General features: G+C 34.6%; 23 protein-coding genes and 2 riboswitches. Of the genes, 6 read left to right on the forward strand and 17 right to left on the reverse strand.

The annotated features are described in order from the left end of the window. Positions 1 to 111 precede the first annotated feature (111 nt). A riboswitch (cobalamin riboswitch) is annotated at positions 112 to 310 on the reverse strand. 83 nt (positions 311 to 393) lie between these two features. The 3 genes from sfsA to ACTQ5K_RS06455 all read right to left on the reverse strand — a co-directional run bounded on the left by sfsA (position 394) and on the right by ACTQ5K_RS06455 (position 3625). Next, on the reverse strand, positions 394 to 1128 hold the full coding sequence (gene sfsA, locus ACTQ5K_RS06445; RefSeq protein WP_031536276.1) for a DNA/RNA nuclease SfsA: 735 nt from the start codon (positions 1126 to 1128) through the stop codon (positions 394 to 396). Positions 1129 to 1140: 12 nt separating this feature from the next. Further along, positions 1141 to 1917, reverse strand: a complete 777-nt coding sequence (locus ACTQ5K_RS06450) for a hypothetical protein (protein WP_251627849.1) — start codon at positions 1915 to 1917, stop codon at positions 1141 to 1143. Between the two features lie 373 nt (positions 1918 to 2290). After that, complete coding sequence (locus ACTQ5K_RS06455; protein WP_031536274.1) at positions 2291 to 3625, reverse strand: 5'-deoxyadenosine deaminase; 1335 nt, start codon at positions 3623 to 3625, stop codon at positions 2291 to 2293. Positions 3626 to 3686: 61 nt separating this feature from the next. After that, positions 3687 to 3785, reverse strand: a riboswitch (purine riboswitch). A 231-nt stretch (positions 3786 to 4016) separates the two neighbouring features. On the opposite strand from ACTQ5K_RS06455, the gene mgtE reads away from it, so the two are divergent. The 5 genes from mgtE (at position 4017) to ACTQ5K_RS06480 (ending at position 10353) form a co-directional block, all read left to right on the forward strand. Next, positions 4017 to 5375 (forward strand): magnesium transporter, encoded by a 1359-nt coding sequence (gene mgtE / locus ACTQ5K_RS06460; RefSeq protein ID WP_235252104.1) that lies wholly within the window; start codon positions 4017 to 4019, stop codon positions 5373 to 5375. Between the two features lie 258 nt (positions 5376 to 5633). Next, the gene (locus ACTQ5K_RS06465) at positions 5634 to 6794 is read left to right on the forward strand and encodes an FtsW/RodA/SpoVE family cell cycle protein (RefSeq protein ID WP_235252103.1); all 1161 of its coding nucleotides are present in this window, start codon (positions 5634 to 5636) and stop codon (positions 6792 to 6794) included. A 607-nt stretch (positions 6795 to 7401) separates the two neighbouring features. Further along, on the forward strand, positions 7402 to 7854 hold the full coding sequence (locus tag ACTQ5K_RS06470) for a Dps family protein (protein ID WP_031536271.1): 453 nt from the start codon (positions 7402 to 7404) through the stop codon (positions 7852 to 7854). A 173-nt stretch (positions 7855 to 8027) separates the two neighbouring features. Further along, complete coding sequence (locus ACTQ5K_RS06475; protein WP_031536270.1) at positions 8028 to 8687, forward strand: potassium channel family protein; 660 nt, start codon at positions 8028 to 8030, stop codon at positions 8685 to 8687. Positions 8688 to 8847: 160 nt separating this feature from the next. Then, the gene (locus tag ACTQ5K_RS06480; protein WP_031536269.1) at positions 8848 to 10353 is read left to right on the forward strand and encodes a mechanosensitive ion channel; all 1506 of its coding nucleotides are present in this window, start codon (positions 8848 to 8850) and stop codon (positions 10351 to 10353) included. Between the two features lie 191 nt (positions 10354 to 10544). Here the strand turns inward: ACTQ5K_RS06480 and ACTQ5K_RS06485 are convergent, their stop codons facing one another. From ACTQ5K_RS06485 to ACTQ5K_RS06520, 8 genes are all read right to left on the reverse strand, one after another. Then, a complete protein-coding gene (locus ACTQ5K_RS06485) occupies positions 10545 to 11330 on the reverse strand; it encodes a divergent polysaccharide deacetylase family protein (protein WP_031536268.1) in 786 nt (261 codons plus the stop codon). Between the two features lie 172 nt (positions 11331 to 11502). Beyond that, positions 11503 to 12576: an ABC transporter substrate-binding protein gene (locus tag ACTQ5K_RS06490; protein WP_031536267.1), complete on the reverse strand. Its 1074-nt coding sequence runs from the start codon at positions 12574 to 12576 to the stop codon at positions 11503 to 11505. Then, positions 12573 to 13376 (reverse strand): ABC transporter permease, encoded by an 804-nt coding sequence (locus tag ACTQ5K_RS06495; RefSeq protein ID WP_031536266.1) that lies wholly within the window; start codon positions 13374 to 13376, stop codon positions 12573 to 12575. The genes ACTQ5K_RS06490 and ACTQ5K_RS06495 overlap by 4 nt, the downstream gene beginning before the upstream one ends. Positions 13377 to 13378: 2 nt before the next feature. Further along, positions 13379 to 14176: an ABC transporter permease gene (locus ACTQ5K_RS06500; RefSeq protein WP_251627851.1), complete on the reverse strand. Its 798-nt coding sequence runs from the start codon at positions 14174 to 14176 to the stop codon at positions 13379 to 13381. Next, positions 14166 to 15272: an ABC transporter ATP-binding protein gene (locus ACTQ5K_RS06505; RefSeq protein WP_251627853.1), complete on the reverse strand. Its 1107-nt coding sequence runs from the start codon at positions 15270 to 15272 to the stop codon at positions 14166 to 14168. The genes ACTQ5K_RS06500 and ACTQ5K_RS06505 overlap by 11 nt, the downstream gene beginning before the upstream one ends. A gap of 131 nt (positions 15273 to 15403) precedes the next feature. Next, on the reverse strand, positions 15404 to 15946 hold the full coding sequence (locus ACTQ5K_RS06510; protein WP_031536263.1) for a helix-turn-helix domain-containing protein: 543 nt from the start codon (positions 15944 to 15946) through the stop codon (positions 15404 to 15406). A gap of 348 nt (positions 15947 to 16294) precedes the next feature. After that, complete coding sequence (locus ACTQ5K_RS06515) at positions 16295 to 16531, reverse strand: hypothetical protein (RefSeq protein WP_031536262.1); 237 nt, start codon at positions 16529 to 16531, stop codon at positions 16295 to 16297. A gap of 446 nt (positions 16532 to 16977) precedes the next feature. Further along, a complete protein-coding gene (locus tag ACTQ5K_RS06520) occupies positions 16978 to 17700 on the reverse strand; it encodes a hypothetical protein (protein ID WP_031536261.1) in 723 nt (240 codons plus the stop codon). 223 nt (positions 17701 to 17923) lie between these two features. Between ACTQ5K_RS06520 and def the strand changes: the two genes are divergently transcribed. Next, positions 17924 to 18505, forward strand: coding sequence for a peptide deformylase (def, locus tag ACTQ5K_RS06525; RefSeq protein WP_031536260.1), 582 nt, complete (start codon positions 17924 to 17926; stop codon positions 18503 to 18505). A gap of 98 nt (positions 18506 to 18603) precedes the next feature. Here def and ACTQ5K_RS06530 read toward each other — a convergent pair whose 3' ends face one another. The 6 genes from ACTQ5K_RS06530 to ACTQ5K_RS06555 form a co-directional block, all read right to left on the reverse strand. Continuing rightward, positions 18604 to 19488 (reverse strand): peptidylprolyl isomerase, encoded by an 885-nt coding sequence (locus ACTQ5K_RS06530; RefSeq protein ID WP_031536259.1) that lies wholly within the window; start codon positions 19486 to 19488, stop codon positions 18604 to 18606. Between the two features lie 187 nt (positions 19489 to 19675). Continuing rightward, the gene (locus tag ACTQ5K_RS06535) at positions 19676 to 21166 is read right to left on the reverse strand and encodes a S1C family serine protease (RefSeq protein ID WP_251627855.1); all 1491 of its coding nucleotides are present in this window, start codon (positions 21164 to 21166) and stop codon (positions 19676 to 19678) included. A 282-nt stretch (positions 21167 to 21448) separates the two neighbouring features. Beyond that, on the reverse strand, positions 21449 to 22870 hold the full coding sequence (locus ACTQ5K_RS06540) for a sensor histidine kinase (RefSeq protein ID WP_048716880.1): 1422 nt from the start codon (positions 22868 to 22870) through the stop codon (positions 21449 to 21451). Beyond that, positions 22860 to 23546: a response regulator transcription factor gene (locus ACTQ5K_RS06545; protein ID WP_048716883.1), complete on the reverse strand. Its 687-nt coding sequence runs from the start codon at positions 23544 to 23546 to the stop codon at positions 22860 to 22862. Before ACTQ5K_RS06545 ends, ACTQ5K_RS06540 begins: the two co-directional genes overlap by 11 nt. Positions 23547 to 23745: 199 nt before the next feature. After that, the gene (locus ACTQ5K_RS06550; RefSeq protein WP_109767901.1) at positions 23746 to 24642 is read right to left on the reverse strand and encodes an ROK family protein; all 897 of its coding nucleotides are present in this window, start codon (positions 24640 to 24642) and stop codon (positions 23746 to 23748) included. Positions 24643 to 24683: 41 nt separating this feature from the next. Next, positions 24684 to 25673: a Gfo/Idh/MocA family protein gene (locus tag ACTQ5K_RS06555; protein ID WP_109767900.1), complete on the reverse strand. Its 990-nt coding sequence runs from the start codon at positions 25671 to 25673 to the stop codon at positions 24684 to 24686. Positions 25674 to 25775: the final 102 nt, after the last annotated feature.

A 25775-nucleotide genomic window follows, 5' to 3' on the forward strand; every position in this document is an offset into this window, starting at 1 on the left:
TAAATATGTGAAAAATAAAAAACATCCCTATTATCGTCCATAGAGATGTTGGGATGACTTTAAAAATAATTTCAAAGCGCGCTCCACACCTCCCTATCCTCGTAGGTTTATTTAGGTGTATAGAAAATGGCAGGTCTCCTGACTCATGATTGTCGCAACAATAGAACCTTCCCATACAGGTAAGTACAGTGGCACTTCTCCATGTGCAATCATTTACAGTGGCGGGACCGTGTTGGATTTTCACCAACTTCCCTTTTAAGAGTCTTTCTGAAAAAAGAGAAAGTCTTTCGACATTCCTCATCAATCTTTTACAAAAAGTCTCACCATCATCTATCTATTTCATTTTTCGTCCTTTTTGATTATACATCAAAGGTAGCAAAAATAAATGTCCTTTTATTTAATTTTTAAAAATGGATCCACTGGAATAGCATTGCCCCATCCGATTCCTTGCTCTGTTAAAACACAAGTGTAGCTTAGTAATTGCACCCCTGCTTTTGCAGCTTCCTCTAAGTTTTTCGCAAAGACTGGGTCAATTTCTGCTGCACCTGTCACTATTTCAACATCTCCTCTTTGCACAACAAATAAAATAGCTGTTTTAAATGTTCCTTCCTTAGCAATAGCCGTTAATTCTTGCACATGCTTAGAGCCTCTTTTCGTGATAGCATCAGGAAACATCCCTATTCCATCTTTGGCTAATGTAACGCTTTTCACTTCAAGAAGGAGCTGATTTTTTTCCCCATCCTCTAATAAAAAATCCCATCTAGAGCTTCCATATGTGTATTCCGATTTCACCCATCGATAGACAGAAAGCTCCTCAATGATTGCTTTTTTCAATATAGATTCAACAAGCTTATTAGGATATGTTGTATTGATAGACACTAGAATACCATTTGATTCGACATAAACTGCCGTCCATTTCGTTTTTCGATTAGGATTCATACTTGGGAGAACATAAATAGTTACCCCTTCTATTAAAAGCTCCATTAGTCTTCCAGGATCGGCCAAATGCACCCTTTCGAGTTGATTTGTCTCTTCATTCAAGCAATGCAATATAAACCGGTTAGGCCGCTCCACAAAAGTCATTTTCTTTAATTCCGCTGGAAAGCCTACAACTATTCTTTCACTCATATTATCCACCAATTAAGCCTTCGTTAAATGCCATTCTCTTAATTTCTTGTCAAAAATAAGCAAGGCATCCGTTTTTTGTTTGCTATTCTTCTCATATTCCTCGTACATATCATCCATATTATCAAAATCGCCTAAAATCCATATTGGAATTTCCATTTTCAATCGCGTCTGAGAGGCTTTTTCAATGGATAACACCATTCCTTCATTCATATAATGTTTTAGCTCCATGACGATTTCATTAGGAGGGGAAGGATATATCCGCTTCTTTTTGAGTCCAAGCAACCCCTTCTCTAATTTAAGGTCTGTCACTTTCTTTGCAATGACATCCCCAAATAATTGATAAAAAGAATCCATGTTCTTATAATAGATTTTATTAAACCAGCCATCATCATGGGCCAAATAAGCATATTGATTATTCAATTGCTGAAAAAATGGTTTTCTTAGCGGCTCCAGCTTATGTCCCAAATAAAGAAGCTCGGCAATTGTTTGACCTTCTAAGATATCTAAAATCTCTGTCTCATCAAAATCGACCCATACAAAATCCCCGTATCCGTAAACATCTTCCTTTGATAACTTTGCTAATTTAGTGTTTGGAACATATTCGAACTGTGTATGAATATTAAATTCTCCATCTTCAAACTGATGCTTTAACAACAAAACAGAGGAAAGAGTCTCAGCCAAAATTCTATAAAACTCTCTAAACTCTATACCGTAAGAAAGAACAAAGCGCTCTTTCTCATTTAAATGGATATAAACCACATCTCGAATATCATTACTGCCTTTTTTCATCAAGTAAACCTCCAAACATTATTAGCTTGTAAACGGATAGCTTTAGCTTACTTTCTAATTGCTGAAATTGCTTTTATTCCATTTTATTTATCTGATTACAAGAAAATTTTTCCCTTTTTCCTCTATTTAAGTCCGTATGGAACAGACCCCTTATCCTTACTTTCCATCATACATCTAGTTGTGCTTATTGTAACCATTTTAGTTTAACAAAATTTAGGCAAAATAGCTTACAAAATTTTCAATTTAGAAAAAAGGAACAACATTTTCCTACTATCAGTCATTCTTCCCTTTTATCCTATAGAGACCACAAAAAAACACCGTGCTTTAGAAAAATGGTTATGACCACTCCCTGAAGCACGGTATATTGCTAGCACTAACTTATATTTGTTTTGCTCAACAGCCTTTTAATACTTTTATCTGCTTCATTTAGTACAATAGGTTTGTCCACCGTTTTGATTATTTTATTTTCCATCACTATTTTACCGTCCACTATGGTCGTTTCAACATCAGCTCTTGTTGCGGAATAGACTATTCTCGAAATCGGGTCCACATCATAGGAAGGAAAGGTATGAAAATTATGCAGATTTAAAATAGCCAGATCTGCTCTCTTGCCAATTTCAAGACTGCCAATTTCTTTTTCCATGCCAACTGCTTTTGCTCCACCTATAGTCGCCATTCTAAAGACTGTTTTTGCATCCATGGCAGTTGGACCATGAATAGGCTTTTGAATAAGTGCGGCCAATCTCATTTCATTAAACATATCTAAATTATTATTACATGGAGCACCGTCTGCTCCTAAGCTAACCGAAGCATGATTACAAAGGAGATGGTGTGTATCTGCTATCCCTGAGGCGAGCTTTAGATTAGAACCCGGACAATGGCTCACATGCACTCCTTTATCTTTAATAATTCGTTTCTCTTCTTCATCTAGCCAAATACAATGCGCCAAAATCAGACGCTCATTTGCTAATCCAAGATGATCTAGATACACAACATTTCTCATCCCCGTCTCTTCTTGCACAATCTGAATCTCTCCCTTGTTTTCTGAAGCATGGGTGTGTACCTTGACCCTATATTTATCCGAAAGCGTCTTTACCTCTTTCAATAACTCCTCTGTACATGAGACCACAAAGCGGGGCGAAAACGCATAGTGAATTCTTCCATCATCAAAGCCATTCCACTTCTCCAACAAGTCGACACTTTGCTGAATAGACTCTGCTGTTTTTTCCTGTAATGCCAAAGGAACCTCATCCCCTTTATCCATCATCACTTTCCCAGAAACAGCTCGGATTCCACTCTCAGCTATGGCACGGAAAGCATATTCCGTATGATGGACGGTTTCCATATCCACAATCGTAGTTGTTCCACTTTCCAGCAGCTCTCCTATGCCAAGCATCGCTGAATAATAAATAGACTCTTCGTCATGTGCGGCTTCAAGTGGCCAAATTCTTTTTCTAAGCCAATCCATCAGTTCTAAATCATCCCCTTTGCCGCGAAACAATGTTTGGCATAAATGAATATGTGTTTGAATAAAACCAGGGATTACCGTTCTGTTTGTCGCATCGATAATTTTGTCTACATGATTTATTTGAAGATCTCTTCCGATAGCTTTTATGATATTCTCTTCTATATAAATATCTCCCAAAATAATATCTTCTGCTTGATTCATCGTAACTATTTGTGCATTTCTGATTAAAATATTTCCCATTCCAATCCCCCTGTGCTTGTTTATATTTCGGAATAAACACAAAAAAACTACGAAAAATATGCTAGTTAAGCATATTTTTCGTAGCAAGAAATTTACGGTTTCTAGTAGAGACCCTTAACCCAATTATTAAGGATATACGAAAAAAAGTCGCAATAGCGGCAGCTGCCTGCGGTCATTCATGTTATATCCCTATTTTAATTTAGAATCTAATCTTTTCAAGTTTATTGTCAGAATATTTAACAAGGTTTTTTTATGTGTTTTATCAAAAATTTTCTCAAGATCTCCTTTTTTGCAAAGAATTATCCATTTCATTCTTTCGTTAATTTACATATAATAAGACAGGGTATATGTCGAATAACTGCCTTAAACCTCGGAAGGGAGAGTGAGAAGTATGATACACCAAATGACAGAAAATCAAATCACACTTCACATCATTCAGACGCTAAAAGACAATAATAAATCTGAATTTGAATCCATCGTTGATGAGCTACAACCATATGATATAGCTCAAATTTATGAGAGCCTCCCCGAAAAGCATAGGGCTCGTTTTTTGCTTTTTCTGAAAGTCGACTTATTAGCCCATCTCTTAGAAGAATTAGATAAAGAAGAACAACTTGAGGTTCTAAACACATTAGGAATGGACAAGACCGGGAAAGTGCTAGATTTAATGGATAATGATGATCTAGCTTCCCTTTTAAATGAACTAGCACCAGATAGAATTAAAGAGCTTCTTTCTGAAATGAAAAAAGAAGAGTCTATAATTGTACAAAACTTAATGAACTATCCTGACGAAACTGCTGGACGTCTCATGACAAACCGTTTTGTTTGGATTCGCGATTATTACACTACTCGTGAAGCTGTTGATAAGCTAAAATCGTTTGCAGATTTCGCAGAAACATTAAGCTATCTATACGTGATTGATCAAAATAGAAAATTGGTTGGTGTTGTTTCCTATCGTGACCTTTTGATTGCTGAACCACAGGATAAAATTCGTGACATTATGTATGAACGGGTCATTAGTGTTACAGTGGACCAAGACCAAGAAGAAGTGGCACAAACCATACAAAAATACGATTTCTTAGCCATTCCAGTTGTGAATGATGATAATATTTTGATGGGAATTGTAACCGTCGATGATATGATTGACGTCGTTTTCCAAGAAGCAAATGAAGATATCGAAAAACTATCTGCCTCAGGGAAATCGATTGATTTTGATACAAAAGCATCTGTAGCAGCCTATCGTAGACTCCCCTGGTTAATCTTACTTTTATTTATTGGCGTCGTATCTGGAAGCATTATAAGCAATTATGAAGATGTTCTGACTAAAGTAGTGGCTCTATCCTTTTTCATGCCTATGATTTCAGGGATGACTGGTAATACAGGAACACAATCATTAGCAGTTGTTGTACGTGGACTTATTTCTAATACGATAAATAAAACAGTTGTAACAAAGTTGATATTTAGAGAATTATTAGTTGGCTTGATAATCGGGATTACTTGTGGCGTTATTATTATGATTATTGCCTATGTTTGGCAAAGCGATCTGATGCTTGGCTTAGTTGTTGGCCTTTCATTAATTTGTACACTTATAATCGGAACATTATCAGGTACCATTATTCCTATTATTCTTTATAAATTAAATATTGACCCTGCCGTTGCATCAGGTCCGTTAATTACGACGCTTAATGATATCTTTTCGTTATTTATTTACTTCGGAATTGCCCAAATTTTTCTAGCTCATTTAATGTGAAAGAAAGGCTGTCTAACTTGGACAGTCTTTTTTTTGCGTTTGGTAATTTATTTTACACTTTGGGCATATATTTGGTTTGGATTATAAATTGTTTTTTTTAGATCATACTGATTCTGCCTCTGACCATATACTTGTAATAATTACCTCAGCTTTAGATACAAACCAATATTTTCACTGGATTATGAAAAATAAGGAAACAAATTCACCTTCTCTTCCGTCTATATAAATATAAGAAATTTGAACTAGGGGTTTGCTAGAATGAGAACGAAAAAAGGATTTTCCGAACGTTTCGATTGGACATTATGTCTTTTGCTTATGTTATTTTGTTTAGTTAGCTGTATTGCTATATACAGCGCAAACGCTTCCTACTTACAATCACAAATTATGTGGTATGCAATTGGTTCTATTGTCATTGCTATTATTATGTATTTTGATAATGAACAGATTCAACAAATAACGTGGATTCTTTATGGGATAGGAGCATTATTACTAATTGGTCTTTTATTTGCCCCAGTAACCGATTTTACTCCTAAAAGGGGTGGAGCCCAAAGCTGGTATGTCATTCCTCACATTGGTAGTATTCAACCATCTGAATATATGAAGATTTTTTATATTTTAGCAATCGCAAAAGTTATAACGAATCATCATAAGAAAACTATTTATAAGTCGCTCTTAACTGACTTTATTTTAATGTGTAAGCTTGGAATTGTGGCTGGAATACCGATTGGTTTAGTCATTGTACAGGACTTTGGTACAACCCTCGTGCTAATGGCAATCTTAATTGGCATGATGCTAGTATCAGGAATTTCATGGAAAATTCTTATTCCGTTATATGGATCAGCTGCCGCCTTTGGTTCTATCGTTTTCTACTTAGCTATCTTTGGGCGAGAACTGTTAGAAAAATATTTGGGAGTCGATCCCTATCAATTCGATCGTATTAGCTCTTGGCTTGATCCCCATAATGCGGGGGATGCAGGATTGCAGTTAGTTAAATCCCTAATGGCAATAGGTTCTGGCCTAATTAGCGGAAAAGGATTAGGAAATGAGGAAGTATATATCCCCGAAAGACATACAGATTTTATTTTCACCATTATCGGAGAAGAATACGGTTTTATTGGTGGCAGTATTGTTATCATTCTTTATTTTTTCTTAATTTATCACCTTGTGAGAACAGCATTAAAAACAGCTGATCCTTACAGTATTTATATTACTGTTGGAGTGATTAGCATGATAACCTTCCATGTATTCGAAAACATCGGGATGACGATACAGTTGTTACCAATAACAGGCATCCCCCTTCCATTTATTAGTTATGGAGGTAGCTCATTAATGACGAATATGATGGCAATGGGACTCATTTTTAGCATTCGTTATCATTATAAGTCCTATATGTTTTCTAGCAATTCTCTATCTTTTTAAATTGAGAATCATGTTTTGCCGTTAAGAGGCTGGGACATAAGTATTTAAACCAACAACAAACACGAACTATAATGCAAAATAATTATATTATAGTTCGTGTTTGTTTTTTGGAAAATGTTTAAAAACGAAGTGAAATGGAGCGGAGGTCGCTCGACTCCTGCGGGAAATAGAGAAGCTTTAGACCCCGCAGCGCAGCGAGGAGGCTCAGCTTCCTCCCCGGCGCATCGTGCGTCTGTAGCGCAATGGAACGACTTAGTTTTTACACTTAACTATATTTTTAAAAAATAAAGTAGCTTTATTTAAGAGCTGGATTAAAGATTGTTCGTCTTTAAAGATTAGTTATTTAGTTTTGTCCCATCCTCTTTTAAATATGTCCATTTCATGAATTCTTTCTTCCTTTTGTTTCCTTTCCGGTCTAATTGGGGTATAAATTTTTATAGGACAACAAAAAATAAAAAGTAAAAATCTACCCCCTCCTTCACCTATTGAGATGACAAGCGTTTTTCATTTGTTTTAAAAATAAATTGTAATAATTATAAATAAATATTGATTTTAAATTAATATTTGTTATAATTAATATATAATCAATCGAAGGGAGTTTGTTAAAATGGGATTACAAACAAAAGTTGAATTACAAAAAGAACTAAACGTACAAATTGCTAACTGGAGCGTATTATACACAAAACTTCATCAACATCACTGGTATGTAAAAGGGCCTTTTTTCTTCACACTTCATGAAAAATTTGAGGAATTGTACGACGAGGCTGCTGAAGCAGTAGACGAAATCGCAGAACGCCTTCTTGCAATTGGTGGAAAACCTGTTTCAACATTACAAGAATTTATCGAAACTTCAACATTAAAAGAAAGTACAGAGAAACTAACTGCCAACGAAATGGTAAAATCTTTAGTAGAAGATTACAGCCAAATTAACACACAATTAAAAGCATTAGCAGAACATGCAGATGAATTAGAAGATGTAATTACAAATGATTTAGCAGTCGATCTAATTGGCAAAATTGAGAAACATTTATGGATGTTAACAGCGTATCTTTCTGAATAAACATAGTTAAACCACTTTTTCTTTCTAACGAAAAAGTGGTTTTTATTTGGAAGGAAACCCCTCTTCCCCAATACTATTTTCCCTATCAAAAAAGAAAAATTATTTTATTTCTTTTCTATAAAAAAGTATAATGATGGCAAAGTATGTATTTTTTCATCCCTAGGAGGGTAAGTATGAAAAAACAATTTGTAGTGATAGGACTAGGCAGCTTTGGTGGCAGTTTAGTAGAAGAGTTTCATAAAATGGGAGCAGAAGTATTAGCAATCGATCAGTCGTTGGAAAAAGTGGAAAAATATCGAGCATTCGCTACACTCTGCGTACAAATGACGAATATTACCGAAGCATCACTAACACAAATCGGTATTCGAAACTTTGATCATGCCTTTGTTTCATTTGGAGATGATGTAGAATCTAGCACCCTTACTACTATGCTTTTAAAAGAAATGGGCATTAGCCAAGTTTGGGTAAAAGCAGCAGATGTATATCATAAACGTGTTTTAGAGAAGATTGGTGCTGACCGTGTGATTCATCCGGAACAGGATATGGCAAAAAGAATTGCCCATCACGTTATTTCCGACAGTATGATTGATTATATTCAGCTTTCGAAAGAACACGGAATTGTCGAAATGGTGGCTTCAGCTAAAATACATAATAAATCCATTTTAGACTTAGACGTACGTGCAAAATATGGCTGTACAATTATTGGCATCCAGCGAGCAGGAGAAACAATCGTCTCTCCATCGGCAAATGAAGTAATCCTTAAAGGAGATATTCTAATCATGGTAGGTAGTAATGATTGCCTTTATGATTTTGAAGAAAAAGCCCTAAAATAAACCTATTAACAAAAAATATTGCACCCTAAATGAGAAGGCTATCATTAAGCTCTTCTCTTTTTTTATATATATTCTTGATTAGAAGCTCTATTATATACAACGTTTAATCCTTCACTCGCTGGGTATTAGTAGTATAAATTAAAAACAAGGAGTGAAGGATATGAACTATAATTGGAATTGGAATTCCTTTTGGGACAAGCTACCAGATTTTATTTTAGCTGTGGTTGTTTTAATCATAGGGTGGATTGTTGCTAAAATTATTGAAAAAGCCCTATATAAAGGACTACAGAAAACAAAATTGGATGATAAAATTTTCCCAGAAGGAAAACCACGAAAATATTCATCTGAAAAAATTATTAGTAAAATCGTGTTTTACTTATTATTGGTTTTCGTCTTTTCCCTATTCTTTAATATTTTAAATTTAACGGCTATTACTTCTCCATTAGTGAATATGCTGTCCTCTATACTTGGAGCTATTCCTAATATTCTAAAAGCCGGATTGATTCTTGTGGTAGCATGGATCATCGCAACTGGGTTAAAATTCCTTATTAAAAAAACAGGATCTACCTTAAAGGTCCATGAGAAACTGCAAAAATGGAATCTTACAGAAAAGAATAACCCGCAAAATATAATGGATAAAGTCGCAAATATTGTTTTCTACTTAGTCCTATTGTTATTCTTACCTGCAGTATTAGATGCACTAAATTTATATGGTGTTTCCGAACCATTTGCCAATATGCTTCAAAACATACTTGCCTTTTTACCAAAGCTACTAGCAGCTGCACTAATCGTCTTAGTCGGTTGGTTTGTTGCAAAGATTGTTCGTACCATTCTAACAAACTTCTTACAAACAATTGGTACAGATTCTTTAGCTAATCGATTAGGCATAAGCAAGCTTTTAGAGAATGTAAGCCTATCTTCTGTTATTGGCAACATTGTATTTATTTTCATTCTCATCCCAACTGTTATATCAGCGCTTGAGAAGTTAGATATTCAAGGAATCTCCCAGCCAGCTATTAACATGTTAAATGATATATTAACAATGATTCCGAATATCGCTATTGCCATTATCCTCATCTTAGTAGGCATTTGGATAGGAAAATGGGTAAAGCAAATGGTTGTTACCTTATTGGTAAAGCTTAGTCTAGATACTTATGTACGAAAAATGGGAATTAACCCTAATACTAGTATTTCAAATATTATTGGTTCTATCGTACAAATCCTGATTGTTTTCTTATTAGCAGTACAGGCATTAAATATAGTAGGACTAGAATTTTTAGTAACCTTATCAACTGCTGTTATTGCTTATTTACCAATGGTTCTCGCTGCAATAGTAATCATTGGCGTAGGCTTATGGTTAGGCTATCTTGTCCAGAAATTGTTAAGCAGTGTTTTACAAGGCGCTCACTTCAAGCTTTTACCGGTAATTGCAAAATATGCGATCATTACCATTTCCGTTTTTATGGCACTTGACCAATTAGGGGTAGCATCTTCTATTGTGAATTCTGCCTTTATCCTAATCCTAGGCGGACTTGCTTTAGCATTTGGATTAGCATTTGGTCTCGGAGGCAAAGACTTTGCCAAAAAAAGATTGGATAAACTAGATACAAAAATCGATCAAACATCTATCCAAAAACCAAATGATGATAATTCTCTAAATAATTAATACATTGCAAAGAAGGAGGCAGACTAGAAAAACGGTCTGTCTCCTTTTTCTATAAAGCAACATGTATTTTGTCATTTTTTTCAAAAACAGCTATTGTTATGAAACCCGTTTCATAGTTTAATCTAATTAAGAGAGTACAAATCAGCGTTATATATCGATTTCGATATAGCGTGATGATTTTGCTCTTTTTCTTATGGTAAATCAGTATCAAGCAGTTCATAGCCTTCTACTAGTGTAGAAAGCGGTACAATATCAGCATCCTTTTGATAGACTGGAATGTATTCTTTTAAAACACTTACTACAGAAGGACCAGAGATTCCTACATGGCCAATAGCAATAAACTCCTGCTCCTTATCTAGCCTTTTGGCTAACCTACTAGCTTGTTTAGCAATATGCTGATTTGTGTAAATATGATCAAAAAAGAGATCATTTTCTAAATAAGGTACATGGAGTTCCTCTGCTAACTCTTTTATAACACTTTTATTTGTTGTCTTACTGTCTAAATAGTAAAGATTATGCTTATGACACTCCTCTAGGATAATTCTCATTACCCTTTCATCTTCCGTTGCCTTTGACCCCATATGATGATTCATTCCCACTGCATAAGGAATGCTTTCTATAGCACCCTTAACTCGCTTTCTAATTTCCTCATTTGATAAATCTGTTGTAATAGCACCAGGTCCAAGCCAGCTTTTTTTTCCTTTTTTCGGTTCTAATGGCAGATGAACAATTACTTCATGTCCCTTTTTATGTGCACGAATAGCATCTTCTTTACTTGTGGAAAGAAAAGGCATAATAGCAACCGTAATGGGAACAGGTAAGTTGAGCATCTCATCTGTTCCTTTCATATTATTACCAAAATCATCAATAACGATTGCAAGTTCCTTTCTCACTTGATTCTTAGAGGAATCCACCTCTTGTGCGGAAATCCCTAACGGAAAGGAAAGAAAACACAAGAACCATATTATTTTTTTCATTTTATAACCCACCTTGTTTTCCGTTAGTATTTTCCGTATAGTCAGGTTGCATACAAAAATGTAGAGAAATTGTTTAATAAGCTGTTTTCACATAAAGGGGATACAGATTAACATCCCTTTAGAAGTAAAAAACAGTTCACTATAGTTTAGCGAACTGTTTTCTTTCCGTTATTTACTTTCGATGCATTTTAAACTCTAGGAATAAATCATTATACTCCGCTAATGAACGATGACCTAGGTTCTCATACACTTCTAATTTTGAAGTCATTTTTTCATCAGGATAGAAGCGCTCATCCCCAGTAATGTCTTCTGGCAAAAATTCCATCGCTGCCTTGTTTGGGGTTGAATAGCCAACATATTCTGTATTTTGCGCAGCGTTTTGGGCATCCAGCATAAAATTAATAAACTGATGAGCTCCATCCACATTCTTTGCCGTTTTGGGAATAACCATATTATCGAACCAAAGATTAGAGCCTTCTTCTGGAACAACATATTCTACCTCTTCATTTTCCCACATAATCTCAGCTGCCATTCCAGACCATAAGACACCGATAGATGCTTCTTCATTTTCAATGAGCATTCGAATTTCGTCTCCAACAATCGCTTTTACATTCGGCGTTAACATATCTAATTTTTCCTTTGCTTCCTTCAAATGCTCATGATCTTTATCATTTAAAGAGTAATGCAAGCTATTTAAGCTCATCCCCATAATTTCACGGGCACCATCTATAAGCATAATTTCATTTTTTAAATCTTTATCCCATAAATCATTCCAAGAAGTAATTTCTTTTCCACCAAGCATCGTTGGATTATAGACAATTCCAACTGTTCCCCAAAAGTACGGAATCGAAAATTTATTGTCTGGATCAAAGGATAGATTCATAAATCGACTATCTATGTTTTTCAAATTAGGAACTTTAGCATGGTCAATCGGAATTAATAAATCCTCTTCCTTCATTTTATCAATCATATATTCAGAGGGAATCGCAATATCATAGCTTGTTCCTCCCTGCTGAATTTTTGTCATCATCGCTTCATTGGAATCAAAGGTTTCATAGATAACCTTAATTCCTGTTTCTTCTTCAAATTTAGTAATTAAATCTGCATCGATATAATCTCCCCAGTTATATACTGTCAATGTATTACCACTTGTATACCCTCTGCTTGAATTTAATTGATTAACAATAAATAAAAGAATGAAAGACAGTGCAAAGATAGTAATTAATCCGCGAATTAGAGACTTCATTTTCTCACCCCCGCTTGCGAAGCTTTATTGACACGTTGCGTAATGAAATAATAGCCAATCACAAGAAGCAGCGTGAATAAGAATAACAAGGTTGATAATGCATTTATATTTAAAGAAATACCTCTTCTTGCTAAAGAGTAGATTTCCACAGACAGCGTCGTAAATCCATTACCAGTTACAAAGAATGTTACAGCAAAATCGTCTAAGGAGTATGTCAACGCCATAAAGAATCCAGCAAATATCCCCGGTGAGATATAAGGAATGATAACTTTTGTAAGAACATCCTTCCAGCTTGCTCCAAGATCTAATGCTGCATCAACTAAAGTTGGGCTCATTTCTTCTAGCTTTGGTAATACCATAATGACAACAATCGGAATCGAGAAGGCAATATGTGATAATAGTACGGAAAAGAAACCTAGTTTAATTCCAATGATAGTAAAGAAAATTAAGAAAGACGCACCAATAATAACGTCTGGACTTACTATTAGAACATTATTTAAGGATAAAATAGAATTTCGAAGACCCTTTTTCCTCATCATGGAAATACTAATCGCTCCAAGTACCCCTATAATGGTTGAAATTGCTGCAGATAAAAGGGCAATTATTATCGTATTTAAAACGATCACTAGTAATCTTGTATCCTGAAATAGTTCTTTATACCAATCAAATGTAAAGGAATCGAAATCATGCATGGTTCCTCCACTATTAAAGGAATAGAAGATTAAATAAAAGATTGGAGCATATAAAATGACAAAAACAATACATAAATAGAGAACAGATAATTTTGATAGCTTTTTCATTTTTATACCCCTCTCTTTCTGTTCCCTGTAAGAACCATGATAATAATCATGCTAATAATCAAAAATACAGCAATTGTTGAACCCATTCCCCAATCTTGTGTAATAAGGAAATGCTGTTCTATTGCAGTTCCTAATGTAATCACACGATTACCTGCAATTAGGCGTGTAATCATAAATAGTGATAAAGCCGGAATAAATACAGCTTGGCACCCTGATTTCACTCCATTTATTGTAAGTGGGAATATTACCTTTTTAAACGTCGTCCAAGAAGATGCTCCTAAATCCTGGGAAGCATCAACTAGGCTAGGATTTAACTTCTCTAATGCATTAAAAATAGGAAGAATCATAAAAGGTATAAATATATATACACTTACAAATAGGAAACTAAAGTCTGTAAATAATAGCTGTTGCTCGCCTATTCCCAGAAAGTCCAGCATTTGATTTGCTGCACCATGTGTTCCAAATATCCCTAAAAAAGCATAAGCTTTTAATAAAAGATTAATCCAGGAAGGTAATATAATTAATAACAGCCATAATTGCTTATGCTTTGTTTTCGTCAATAAATAAGCGGTAGGATATGCAATTAGCAAGGAAAAGAATGTGATTAAAAATGCATACCAAAAGGAACTTAATGTCATCTTTAAATAAACAGGTGTAAAGAACTTCTGATAATTTTCAAACGTAAATGCCCCTTCAATATCAAAGAATGAATAATAGACAACCAGTGCAACTGGGGCAATGACAAAGAGTGCAATCCAAAGATAATATGGGAAAGTATACCATTTTGTATTACTTTTCATTGACTACACCCTCATACGCTTCTAGTCGCTTATCAAATTCTTCCTCTGTTTCTCCTAGTCGCATAACATGAATGGCTTCTGGCTCAAAGTAAAGACCAATTTCGGTTCCAACAGTAGCTTTCTTTGTGGAATGGACAAGCCACTCATTTCCGTCTTCATCATAGCCACAAATCTCATAATGGACTCCTCTAAATAATTGAGAGTCTACTTTTACCTTTAGCTTTCCTGCCTCAACAGATGAAATTTCTAAATCCTCGGGGCGAATTACTACTTCCACTGCTTCATTTTCATTAAATCCACCATCCACACAATCAAACGTTTTGCTTCCAAAATGGACAATAAAATCTTTTTTCATCAATCCAGGAACAATATTGGATTCACCGATAAAATCTGCAACAAAGCGATTAATTGGTTCATCATAAATATCTATTGGTGTTCCACTTTGCTCGATTCGTCCTTTGTTTAAAACGAAGATTTCATCCGACATCGCCAATGCTTCTTCTTGGTCATGTGTAACAAAGATGAAGGTAATACCTAATCTTCTTTGTAATTCTCTAAGTTCATACTGCATTTCCGTGCGAAGCTTCAAATCCAATGCGGATAATGGTTCATCTAGAAGAATAATCTCTGGTTCATTTACAATGGCCCTAGCTATAGCAACACGTTGTCTCTGCCCACCAGACATTTCACTGATTTCTCTATTCTCATAGCCTTCTAAATTGACGAAACGAAGCGCTTCTTTCACCTTGTTTTCAATTACTTGCTTCTTCCATTTTTTTATGCGCAGACCAAAGGCCACATTTTCAAATACATTTAAATGGGGGAAAAGCGCATAATCCTGAAAAACTGTATTTACTTGTCTCTTATTGGCTGGAATTTTATTAATCTGCTTCCCATTAAAGTAAATATTTCCATCTGTAGGTTCCATAAATCCGGCAATTAATCGTAAAACAGTCGTTTTCCCGCAGCCAGATGGTCCAAGCAAGGTATAAAATTTACCTCTTTCAATTTCAAAGCTTACATTCTTTAGAACAGTTGTATCTTGATCATAATTTTTTGTTACATTTTCAAATCGAATAATATGCTGCTCAGACATAATATCCTCCTCTTTATCTATTATTTTGTAAGATTGCTGTTGACAGCCCTTTATCGTCTTTAAAGCTCCCTCTGTTTACAAAGCAGCTAAATCTAAAGTAAACAGTATTTTATTAGCAAAAAAATCCTTCCTTATAAGTAAGATTCGGTAACTACGAGAATCAATTCTGTTACACCATCTGCTAAATTCACTAGTTGGTGTTCTTCTGTAGCATGATAATAAATAGATTCCCCTTTTTTTGCCTTATACTCTTGCTTTCCTAATTTAAGCAATACTTCGCCTTCCACTACATAGGCAAATGTTTCCGATAGAGATGGTTCAAATTGTTTAAATTCTCCATGCTGATAAAAGAATAACCGGATTGGTTCCATTTCCTTTTCATTCGATTCTGGTACTAGCCATTGAATGCGATAGCCTTTTTCCTCATCAAAAAAATCGGTGATATCGTCCTCTGTATATATAACTTTTTGCTTTCGTTCATCATCATCAAAGAATTCTTTTGGTGTACATCCTAATACCTCTAAAATAGTAAAAAACGTTTCAATAGAAGGAGAACTTAAATCTCTCTCTAGCTGGGATATATACCCTTTACTTAAATCCGTTCGTTCCCCTAATTCTTCTTGTGTAAGTCCTTTTTTCAACCGTAAATTTTTTATTTTTTTGCCAATTTCCATCATTCAACCTACTTTTTGTTTAGAAATAGTAAACACAAAGACATAAAAGTTTGGTATTTATAAACTTAAAGTTTACTTTTACCCAATTATTATACAATACTTTGTATAACATGCAATCATTTTTTGTTGTATTTCATCATTTTTTATTTACAAAAAAATACATACTTAGCAACTTTCTAGTTAGATTAATTTCCCAAAAAACAAAAAAGAATTCCCCTTAATTAGGTTACCACTCTAAGAACGTTGTCGATGAGATTATCCATAAATTATGAATAATAACGCCTCCAATTATCCCATGGTACCCTTTTAAGAAAAATTCCCTCTTACTCGTTTTTCCTACAGCTGTTTTTAATCGATTGGTATGTATTTTCCACTATCTACTTTTTCTATTTTTTTGAAATGAATTAGCTTTTTTAAAGATGCATTGCAATACGCAGAAGCATCATAAGAATCTCTTCCAACTCTTATTCCAATCTCAGTAGGTCCAATCCCTACTTTTTCCCCTTTTTCCTTATACAAATCACACAGTGCCTTATAAATATTATCATCTTTTTCCGTAATTCGTAGTTTGGAATATTGTTTCAATCTTTATTCCTCCTATTACTCCCATTTTACTGCAGGTACTTAACAGATTTCTTTCCCTTAAATAATTACTTCCTATTTCTATGAAAATTTTTGTGTAAATTTTCAATTAATAAATTATTACTGATTAAGTCTGCTAATTTAAGCATACTAATCCTTCAGGAAAATAACATGTATTTATCTATTTTTTTTTGAAAAATAGATAAAACGTTTCAAAACTCTGTATGTTAATAGGTCAAAGGATTCATTTCAATATATTGAACACTTAGTCACCTTTCCTATTTTTTTGGAGAAAATATCCTTTTGCCCAAACATTGTATATTATTGGTTTTTTCTATTCTTTTCCCAAATTTTGAAAAATTGTAACCTGTTTATATGTTCAATATATAGAACGTATAAATAAAAAAGAAAAACCACCTGACATTATAAGTGATTTTTCCGCTTGATTTTTAGTCTTCTCGTTTCATTTTATGGTGCTTTTTAAACATGAAATGTTGCCCATATGATGGAAATAGCTTTAACTTTTTCACTTCCTCAGGATGCTTAATCATCATTTCCTTTAATAATTCTTTTGGCTCCTTATTTTTCGTATCTAGCCCTAGCTCTTTCGCTTTACTAATAATTTGTGAATCTCTTATCTCATCAGCAATTTGCTTTAAATCCTTTCCTTCTGTTTTGATCTTCAGCTTTTCTGCTTCCACCATAATCATTTTTTCGTGAACCTCTTTACCCAATTTCTGCATATTCTTTCCTTTTGTATCGATTCCTAACTCTTTAGCCTTTTTCGAAATTTTCGCCTCAAATACTTCTTTCATCAATGTTTTGCCATCTTTTCCTTCTGTGTTAATTCCAAGCGATTTTGCTTCTTCCTTTAAGTGAGCAGTATGTACTTCCATCGCTATCTTTTGTATATCTTTTCCTTCTGTTTTGATTCCTAATTTTTCTGCCTCTTTCTTTATTAATACCTCATGAATTTCTTTTTTTATTGCAATAGGATCTTTTCCTTCTGTTTTAATGCCAAGACTTTTTGCCATTTCTTTTAAAAACTGTGTATCTTCTTGAGATATTTCCTTTTTGTCTGGTGTTGCCAGGGATGGAGCTGCACTAGTCAATGAACCAAAGCCTGTTAATGCTACTACAAAAGCTAGCATTATTAGCATCATTTTTTTCATTTTATTCTTCCTTTCCATTTTAGATAATTATTTTATATCTTTTATATCCTTTCCTGTTCATTGTTTTATATGTAAGCTTTCTACTAAAATTATCACCGTTTTGTTGCTAGAACCTTTCCATCAAAAAACTCAAATTTACCTACTTATATGCTTTACGAATAGACATACTAACTACCTTCTGCTATTTTACTTATATACAATATTTGTGGAGATGAGTTATTACATGAGTAAATTTACAAAAGATTACATCATAAAAATGGAGGATATCGTAAGAGAAGGCGACCCCATCCTTCGGGAAAAAACAAAAGAAGTTACGATTCCTCCTACGAAAGAGGATCGAGAAGAGCTTGAATGCATGTTGCAATACTTGAAAAATAGTCAGGATCCTGTCCTATCAGAAAAATATCAATTACGGGCTGGTGTTGGCCTCTCAGCTAATCAAATTGGATTAAATAAACGAATGTTTGCCGCATATATAAAACAAGAACATGGCGAACCGTTGGAATTTATGCTCATTAATCCAAAAATAATTAGTCATTCTACTGCCATGACCTTTATACCGGAAAGCGAAGGCTGCCTTTCCATTGATCGACCAATCGTAGGCTATGTTCCGCGCTACCGAAGAATAACCGTTCGAGCTTATACTATTAATGGGGAAGAAGTAAAAATTAAATTGAAGGATTATGAAGCAATCGTTTTTCAGCATGAAATAGATCATTTAAATGGGATATTATTTTTTGATCATATCAATGGTAAGAACCCATTTGAGCTGCCTGCGAATGTTGATATTAGTCCACTTTATTAAAAAAAGCTCATAAAAAAGCCAAACAACTATACGAAAATTTTCGTGTAATTGTTTGGCTCTAATTTTTGGCTAGGACACTTATGTCACAACCTCTTTATTTACTCAGCATCAGCTTCTAATTTATTTTCAATCTTATATTTTGCAGTTGCCTCCGATAACCAAGTGCTAGCTTGCTCTTGTACTTTTTGATCTAATAATGTTTCTTTAATTTGATCTTTTGACTCTTCTAATGTTGCTTCTTTTGCTTCTTGTTTGCCAGTAACTTTAATAATATGATATCCATAATCTGTTTTCACTGGATCACTAATTTCATCTACATCCATAGCGAAAGCAGCTTTATCAAATTCTTCAACCATTTGTCCTGAAGAGAAATAACCTAATTCTCCACCACTCTCTTTTGTTTGTGTATCGGTTGAATATTCTTTCGCTAATTCAGCAAAGTCTCCACCTTCATCTAGCTTCTTCTTCACTTCTTTAGCTGTTTCTTCATCTTCTACTAAAATATGGCTTGCTTCTACTTGCTCTGGTGTGTCTAAACTTTCTTTATTGTCTTCAAAGTATGTTTTAATCTCATCATCTGTGATTTCGATAGAAGGCTCAAGAATTTTTGTTACTTTTAAATTTTGCTCAATTTGCTCTTTAAACACATCTTCTGTTAATCCATTTTGAGCTAATAATGTATTAAAGGTATCTTGTCCACCGTATTGTTCAACCATCTTATCCAATTCTGCTTGGATTTCTTTATCAGTTACTTTCACTTTTTCCTTATCAGCTTCCAGATCTACAACTTTATTAGAAATCATCATACTTAATACACTTGCGCCATATTGCTTATTTAGCTCTTCATTTAATTGTTCTTGCGTAATTTTTTCCTTATCTACTGTTGCAACCGTTTCACTTCGCTGTGTTAAATAAACCGCTCCTATTATTAACGCTACTAGTACTACCGCTAAAATAGGAATAAGAACCTTTTTATTTTTCATATTAAGCTAAAATCCTCTCTGCACAAAATTTTGGATATAACGAGCATATCCCCATTATAACTCTTACATTATATTATCATATAATTATGACGAAATTATTAACAGATTTAAAAAAATTCCATCCTACCTTTAAAATAAGATGGAATTTTTTCGACAATTTTTTTATGTTTCACATGAAACGTGTCGATTAACTTGTTGTATTATTACTTGTTAATGTTAATTCCACTTTTTGCGATTTACCATCTCTATAGAATTCTAACTCGACTTTGTCTCCTACTTTCACTTCTGTGTAAAGATATTTACGCAAATCGGTTGAATTCGTGATTTTTTTCCCATCAATAGAGACAATCACATCTTGTACTTTTAAGCCCGCCTCTGCAGCAGCAGAATTCGAATCAATATTTGTAATCATTACTCCTTCTGAAACCTCGTTTGGTAGGTCTTGTAAATACATTCTAGGAACTTCCTCTAAGCTCGCTAATCCTACCCCAAGATATGGTCGCTCTACTTTTCCTTTTTCAATAATATCATTTACTATTGGTATAAGATCATTACTTGGGATTGCGAATCCTAATCCTTCTACACCAGAATCAGCAATTTTTAAACTGTTAATCCCTATTACCTCTCCTGAAGAATTAATAAGAGCTCCTCCGCTATTACCAGGATTTATCGCTGCATCTGTTTGGATTACATTGAATTCCCAATCGCCTGCAGATGTATTAACCGTTATGCTTCGTTCTACCGCACTAACAATTCCTTGTGTTACCGTTCTAGATAGCTCTAAGCCAAGGGGATTACCAATTGCCCATACTTGATCTCCAGGTCTTAGTGTAGAAGAATCTCCAAAATTAATGACATCTGTTGCATATTTGGCATCAATTCTTACGACAGCTAAATCGGTTAAAGCATCTGCGCCAATCAATTTTGCATCCGTTTTCTCTCCACTATATAGAGAGATTTCTAATGAATTTGCCCCTTCAATAACATGGTTATTTGTTACAATATATGCATACTGATCATCCTTTTTGAAAATTATGCCAGAACCTGACCCAGACTCCACATCACTGGATTCTTCTGAAAATGGATTTGACTGTTGCTGTTGAAGGTTTTCAATTCCAACGATTGCTTTAGAAGAAGCTTCTACCATATCAGCAATAGCTACTGTCCCATCACTAGTTGTTGTATTGGCTGTTGTATTGGCTGTAATGGCTCCTGTTTGCTTGCTTTCCACTTTAGTAGAAAGCTCAGACACTTGCTTTTCCAGCTTATCATAAGAATCATTGTACAAATCAGTATATGGAATTGTAAAAAAAGTTAAGGCGGAACCTACTATACCTGCTGCCAACAAAGAGAAGAAACCTTTTGCTTTTGAATTACCTTTTTTACTATTGAATTGGGCTCTTTCTGTTCTACCTTCTTCAGTTGAACTTGCGATTGCTTGTTCCGTAGCTTTCACTTCCTCCATCTCTTCTTTATCAAGACGGATATGTTCATCTATATCAGAAGATAAAATAGGCTGTTCTGATTCTTGTCGCATATCTGTTTCCTCTTTAAGTTTTGGCTCCTCCTCATTTGCTTGTTCTTGCTTCTTTTCAGAAGAATCATCTGTATTTAAGTTCAGTTGATTATCTTCTGGCAGTTCTTTCTCCCATTCATTTCTTTTTTCATAATCACTCATCTTTTGTTCTCCTCCTATTTCTAATTTCGAACAATTATTTCCATTAATTTATTTTCTTTTCATTTCAATTAACGTCTTTATACATACATAGTAACCAATATATATGAATAAATTATGAACAAAATTTGAAAAGACATAGAAGAATTTCGGAACAATTCCATTCCTCCTAAATATCCTTTGAGTACTAATCTCTAGCTTTTCTGCTAAGTGGATATTAGAACTTAAGTGACTCGCAACAATGAGCCCCATTCAGCCTATGCTATACAAATGAATTTAGCACCGTCACTTTTCCTGTGGAAGTGGAAAGAAAATGGTAAAGGTTGTTCCTTTCCCTTTTTCACTCGTTACTTGAATATCCCCTTCATGGAACTGCACTAATTGTTTAACAATCGATAAACCAAGTCCAAATTCTCCATATGGATTATTCGTCCTTGAGAGATCTGCTTTATAAAATCTCTTCCAAATATTTTCTATTTCATGCGCATCTATTCCAATGCCAGTATCCTTAACCTCAATGATTGTTCTGTCGGATTCCATTCGGCCACTCAGCCAAATGCTTCCATTTTCAGTAAACTGAATGCTATTCTTCGTAATGTTCATTAAGATTTGGATTAAACGATCATAATCTGCATAAATTACCGCATCGTGATCGACTTCTACATAGATTTTTACATCCTTTTCCTCTGCTAGAAAGGATAGCTGCTCATAAATAATCTCCAAAACTTCTTCAAGGGAAATGAATTCCTTCATTAAAACAATCTGATTGGAGCGAATTTTATCATAATCAAGATTTTCATTTACTAGCCGGATAAGTCTTTTTGCTTCTTGGCTAATTAGTTTGAGTCCTTTATCCCGCTCATTTTCTGGTATCATATTATTATTTAAGCCCTCAATCACGCCGCTTATCGTTGTTAAAGGAGTCTTTAATTCGTGTGAAACATCAGACATAAATTGTCGGCGCCGATTTTCTAACGCATCTATTGCTTCTTTTGATTCTCTTAGTCTATCTACCATCTGATTAAAATCTTGACCTAGTTCCCCTATCTCATCAAAAGTAGAGGATGATACTTTTACACTATAATCCCCTTCTGCAACATGACTTGTAGCTTCCTGGAGCTTTTTTATCCGCTTAACATGCACCCTTGAAAAAATGAAACTCATTAATAAAGCAATTGCAAAAACTAAGAAGAGAATATAAATCAAATAGCGATTAATTTCTTGAATCATTTCTTTCGATTCTACAAGAGGAGATGTTAAAATAATTCCACCCACAACAACATCATTAACAGAGTATGGAATCGCAACAAGTGCTACCTCTTGATCTCCTCTTCTTGTACTAGGCTTAATAACCGTGCTACTTCCGTCTTTTATTTCATCCCACTCTGCCGTAGTAATATTGATATCCAAATCTTTTCCGAAAGACCAAATCCGGTTTCGTTGTGTATTAAATATGCCTATCGTTATTCCTGTCCCCTTCAGCTCTTCGGAATAACGTAATAAAGTTGAATACGTGGAAGCAGACCATAGATCCGCTCCTTGAACATCTTGAACAATATTATATCCATAGCCCTGTAATTCATCTGCTTTCATCGAAAATACTAATTTCTCTATATAATGGGAAAAAACCAAGCTTAATACTAATAGTGCCACCAGAATGACACTTAAATGACTTATTAGCTGCTGATAGATGTATTTAATTCTCATGTACTACCACCGTTTCATCGAATTTATATCCTACACCCCATACTGTATGTAAAAAGGGCTGACTATCTCTTCCTATTTTTCTTCTGAGTCTTTTAATATGGACATCAACCGTACGATCATCTCCATAAAACTGAAATCCCCATACTTGCTGTAATATCTGTTCTCTGGAAAACACTTGTTTAGGGTGCTGAACAAAGAATGAAAGTAAATCAAATTCTTTTGGTGTTAATCCCAATATTGGTCGATCATCAATCAATACTTCTCTCGTTTCTTTATTTACTTTAATAATTGCATTTCCGCTTCCATCTTCTTCATTAGACTTTCTTCTCCAAATTGCCTTTATTCTTGCAATTAAGGCTAGTGGACTAAAGGGCTTTGTAACATAATCATCTGCTCCCATTTCTAGCCCAAGTACTTGATCTGATTCCCCATCCTTTGCTGTTAACATAATAATAGGTGTCTCTTTATCTGTTTCTCTTATTTTGCGACAAACTGTTATACCATCTAAATCTGGAAGCATCCAGTCTAAAATAATCATATCATATTTATTTTGCTTCAAATGTTTATATCCTTCCAAGCCGTTAGAAAGAAAGGTTACCTGAAAGCCCTCCTTCATAAAAAACATTTCCAGCATGGAACAAACACTTTTATTATCTTCTATTACTAAAATATCCATAAGTACTCTCCTATTTTATCTGCTTTTTACTAATTAAAGCCGCTTTTACTAATAGAAGCAATAGCTTACCTTCCTATTTAATGGATTGTTAAAGGTTAGGAAATAGTTCGTTCATATTTTAAAAAAGACATTTGTACATAGACACAAAAAAGACCATCTAAAAGATTCCTCCTTTAAATGGTCTACTAAATTAACTTATTTAGTTAACTTCTGCCTTACTTTCTTCCAATACTTTTTCTGCGAGAAGTAGCCCTCCTGTGATGCCGGCATTATCTCCTAATCCTGGTCTAACAATATATTCATTCATCTTGTCTTGGACTTCTGGATAGGAAACATACCCATTTAAAAGTTCGCTCAAATGGCGATATACATGTGTTAACACATGCTCCTGATTCATAACACCTCCGCCAAGGATGATTTTTTTAGGGGATAGAATAAGGATATATTGCATGAGTGCCTGTGCAATATAATAGCCCTCCATTTCCCATACACTTTCCTTGTCACTTAAATGAATAGCCTTCTCGCCCCATCTTTCTTCAATTGCTGGTCCTGCAGCTAACCCTTCTAAACAATCTGCATGGTATGGGCATCTCCCTTTGTACATATCTTCTGGATGTCTTCTGACTAAAATATGTCCCATTTCTGGATGTGTCAAACCTTGCAATAATTCGCCATTAACATACGCACCAGCACCAATGCCTGTACCAATGGTAATATATAAACAATTATCTACTCCTTTAGCAGCACCTAACTTTGCCTCTCCTAGCGCAGCAACATTTACATCTGTATTAAAACCAGTTGGAACAGAAAATTCATCCTCTATTGCTTTTAATAATGAATAGTCCTTCCAAGCTAGTTTAGGCGTAGTTGTGATATTTCCATAAGTAGGACTATTTTTATCCACATCAATTGGACCAAATGACCCGATTCCAATTGCTTCAATAGGAAACCTTTTAAAAAAGGCAATTACCTCTGGCATTGTTTCTTCAGGGGTCGTCGTTGGAATGGAAATTCGTTCTTTAATTTCCCCTTTTGCATCTCCTACTGCACAGACAAATTTTGTTCCGCCTGCTTCAATCGCACCATATAATGTCATGAATCTTCTCTCCTTATGAATGACTAGATTTATTTGCTTATTTACTGTTTATCTGCTGGAAAAACAACTCCTGTTTGCTTTCTTACCTCGTCCATAATTTCCATGACCGTTAAAGAAACATCATAAGTGTTCACAGAAGATTCTATTTTCCCCGCTTTAATCAATTCAATAAATTCCTTCGCCTCATAATACATCGAAGCTGGCTTTTGTGAAACCGTCAGATCCTCTTTTTCCCCTTTACGCGGGATAAATTCTACCTTTGTAGGTGTGCTGAATTGTTGAATTAATATGTTTCCTTCTTCCCCTTGAATTTCGGATGGAATATAGGAATTGGTGATTTTTGAATACATCAATAGTACATCCATATCAGAATAGCTTAAAATGATGCTTCCTTCTCCATCTACCCCTGAATCTAGTAAGAAACTATTTGCTTTAATTTCCTCTGGCCTTCCAAACAGAGCTACCATTGGATAAAGACAATAAACACCAATGTCCATTAGTGATCCATTTGATAATTCTGGCTTAAATGCATTTAATACCGTTCCTTCTTTATAAGCATCATATCGTGAAGAATACTGACAATAGCTTACAAATGCACGACGGATTTTTCCGACTTTATGTAAATTCTTTTGAATAACTTGAAAGTTAGGAAGGAAAGTTGTTTTTAATGCTTCCATTAATAAGACATTATTTTCCTTGGCAACCTCCATCATCTGTCTCACTTCACGTGCATTAGAAGCCATCGCTTTCTCTGTTAAAACATGCTTTTTATTTTTCAAAAAAACGATAGCCTGTTCTGCATGATAGGCATTAGGACTAGCAATATATACAGCATCGATTGTATCGCTTTTTGCCATTTCTTCTAAATCTGTGTATGTATAATCTGCCCGATACTTATCAGCAAACGTTTTTGCTTTATCTTCCGTTCTAGAATATACCGCTGTTAATTGAAAGTCTGCTATTTCACTAGCCGCCTCAATAAAAGATTCTGTAATCCAATTCGTGCCGATGATTCCAAATCTAATCGTCATAAAATGTAGATCCTCCTATTCGATGAAATCTTCCCATCTTTCTTTTATTTTGGATGGAAGTCGCTAAAAAAGCAACTATCAGCTAGCATTTTTATCTTTTGA

Source organism: Niallia sp. Sow4_A1, assembly GCF_052116745.1.
GTDB lineage: Bacteria > Bacillota > Bacilli > Bacillales > Cytobacillaceae > Niallia > Niallia hominis.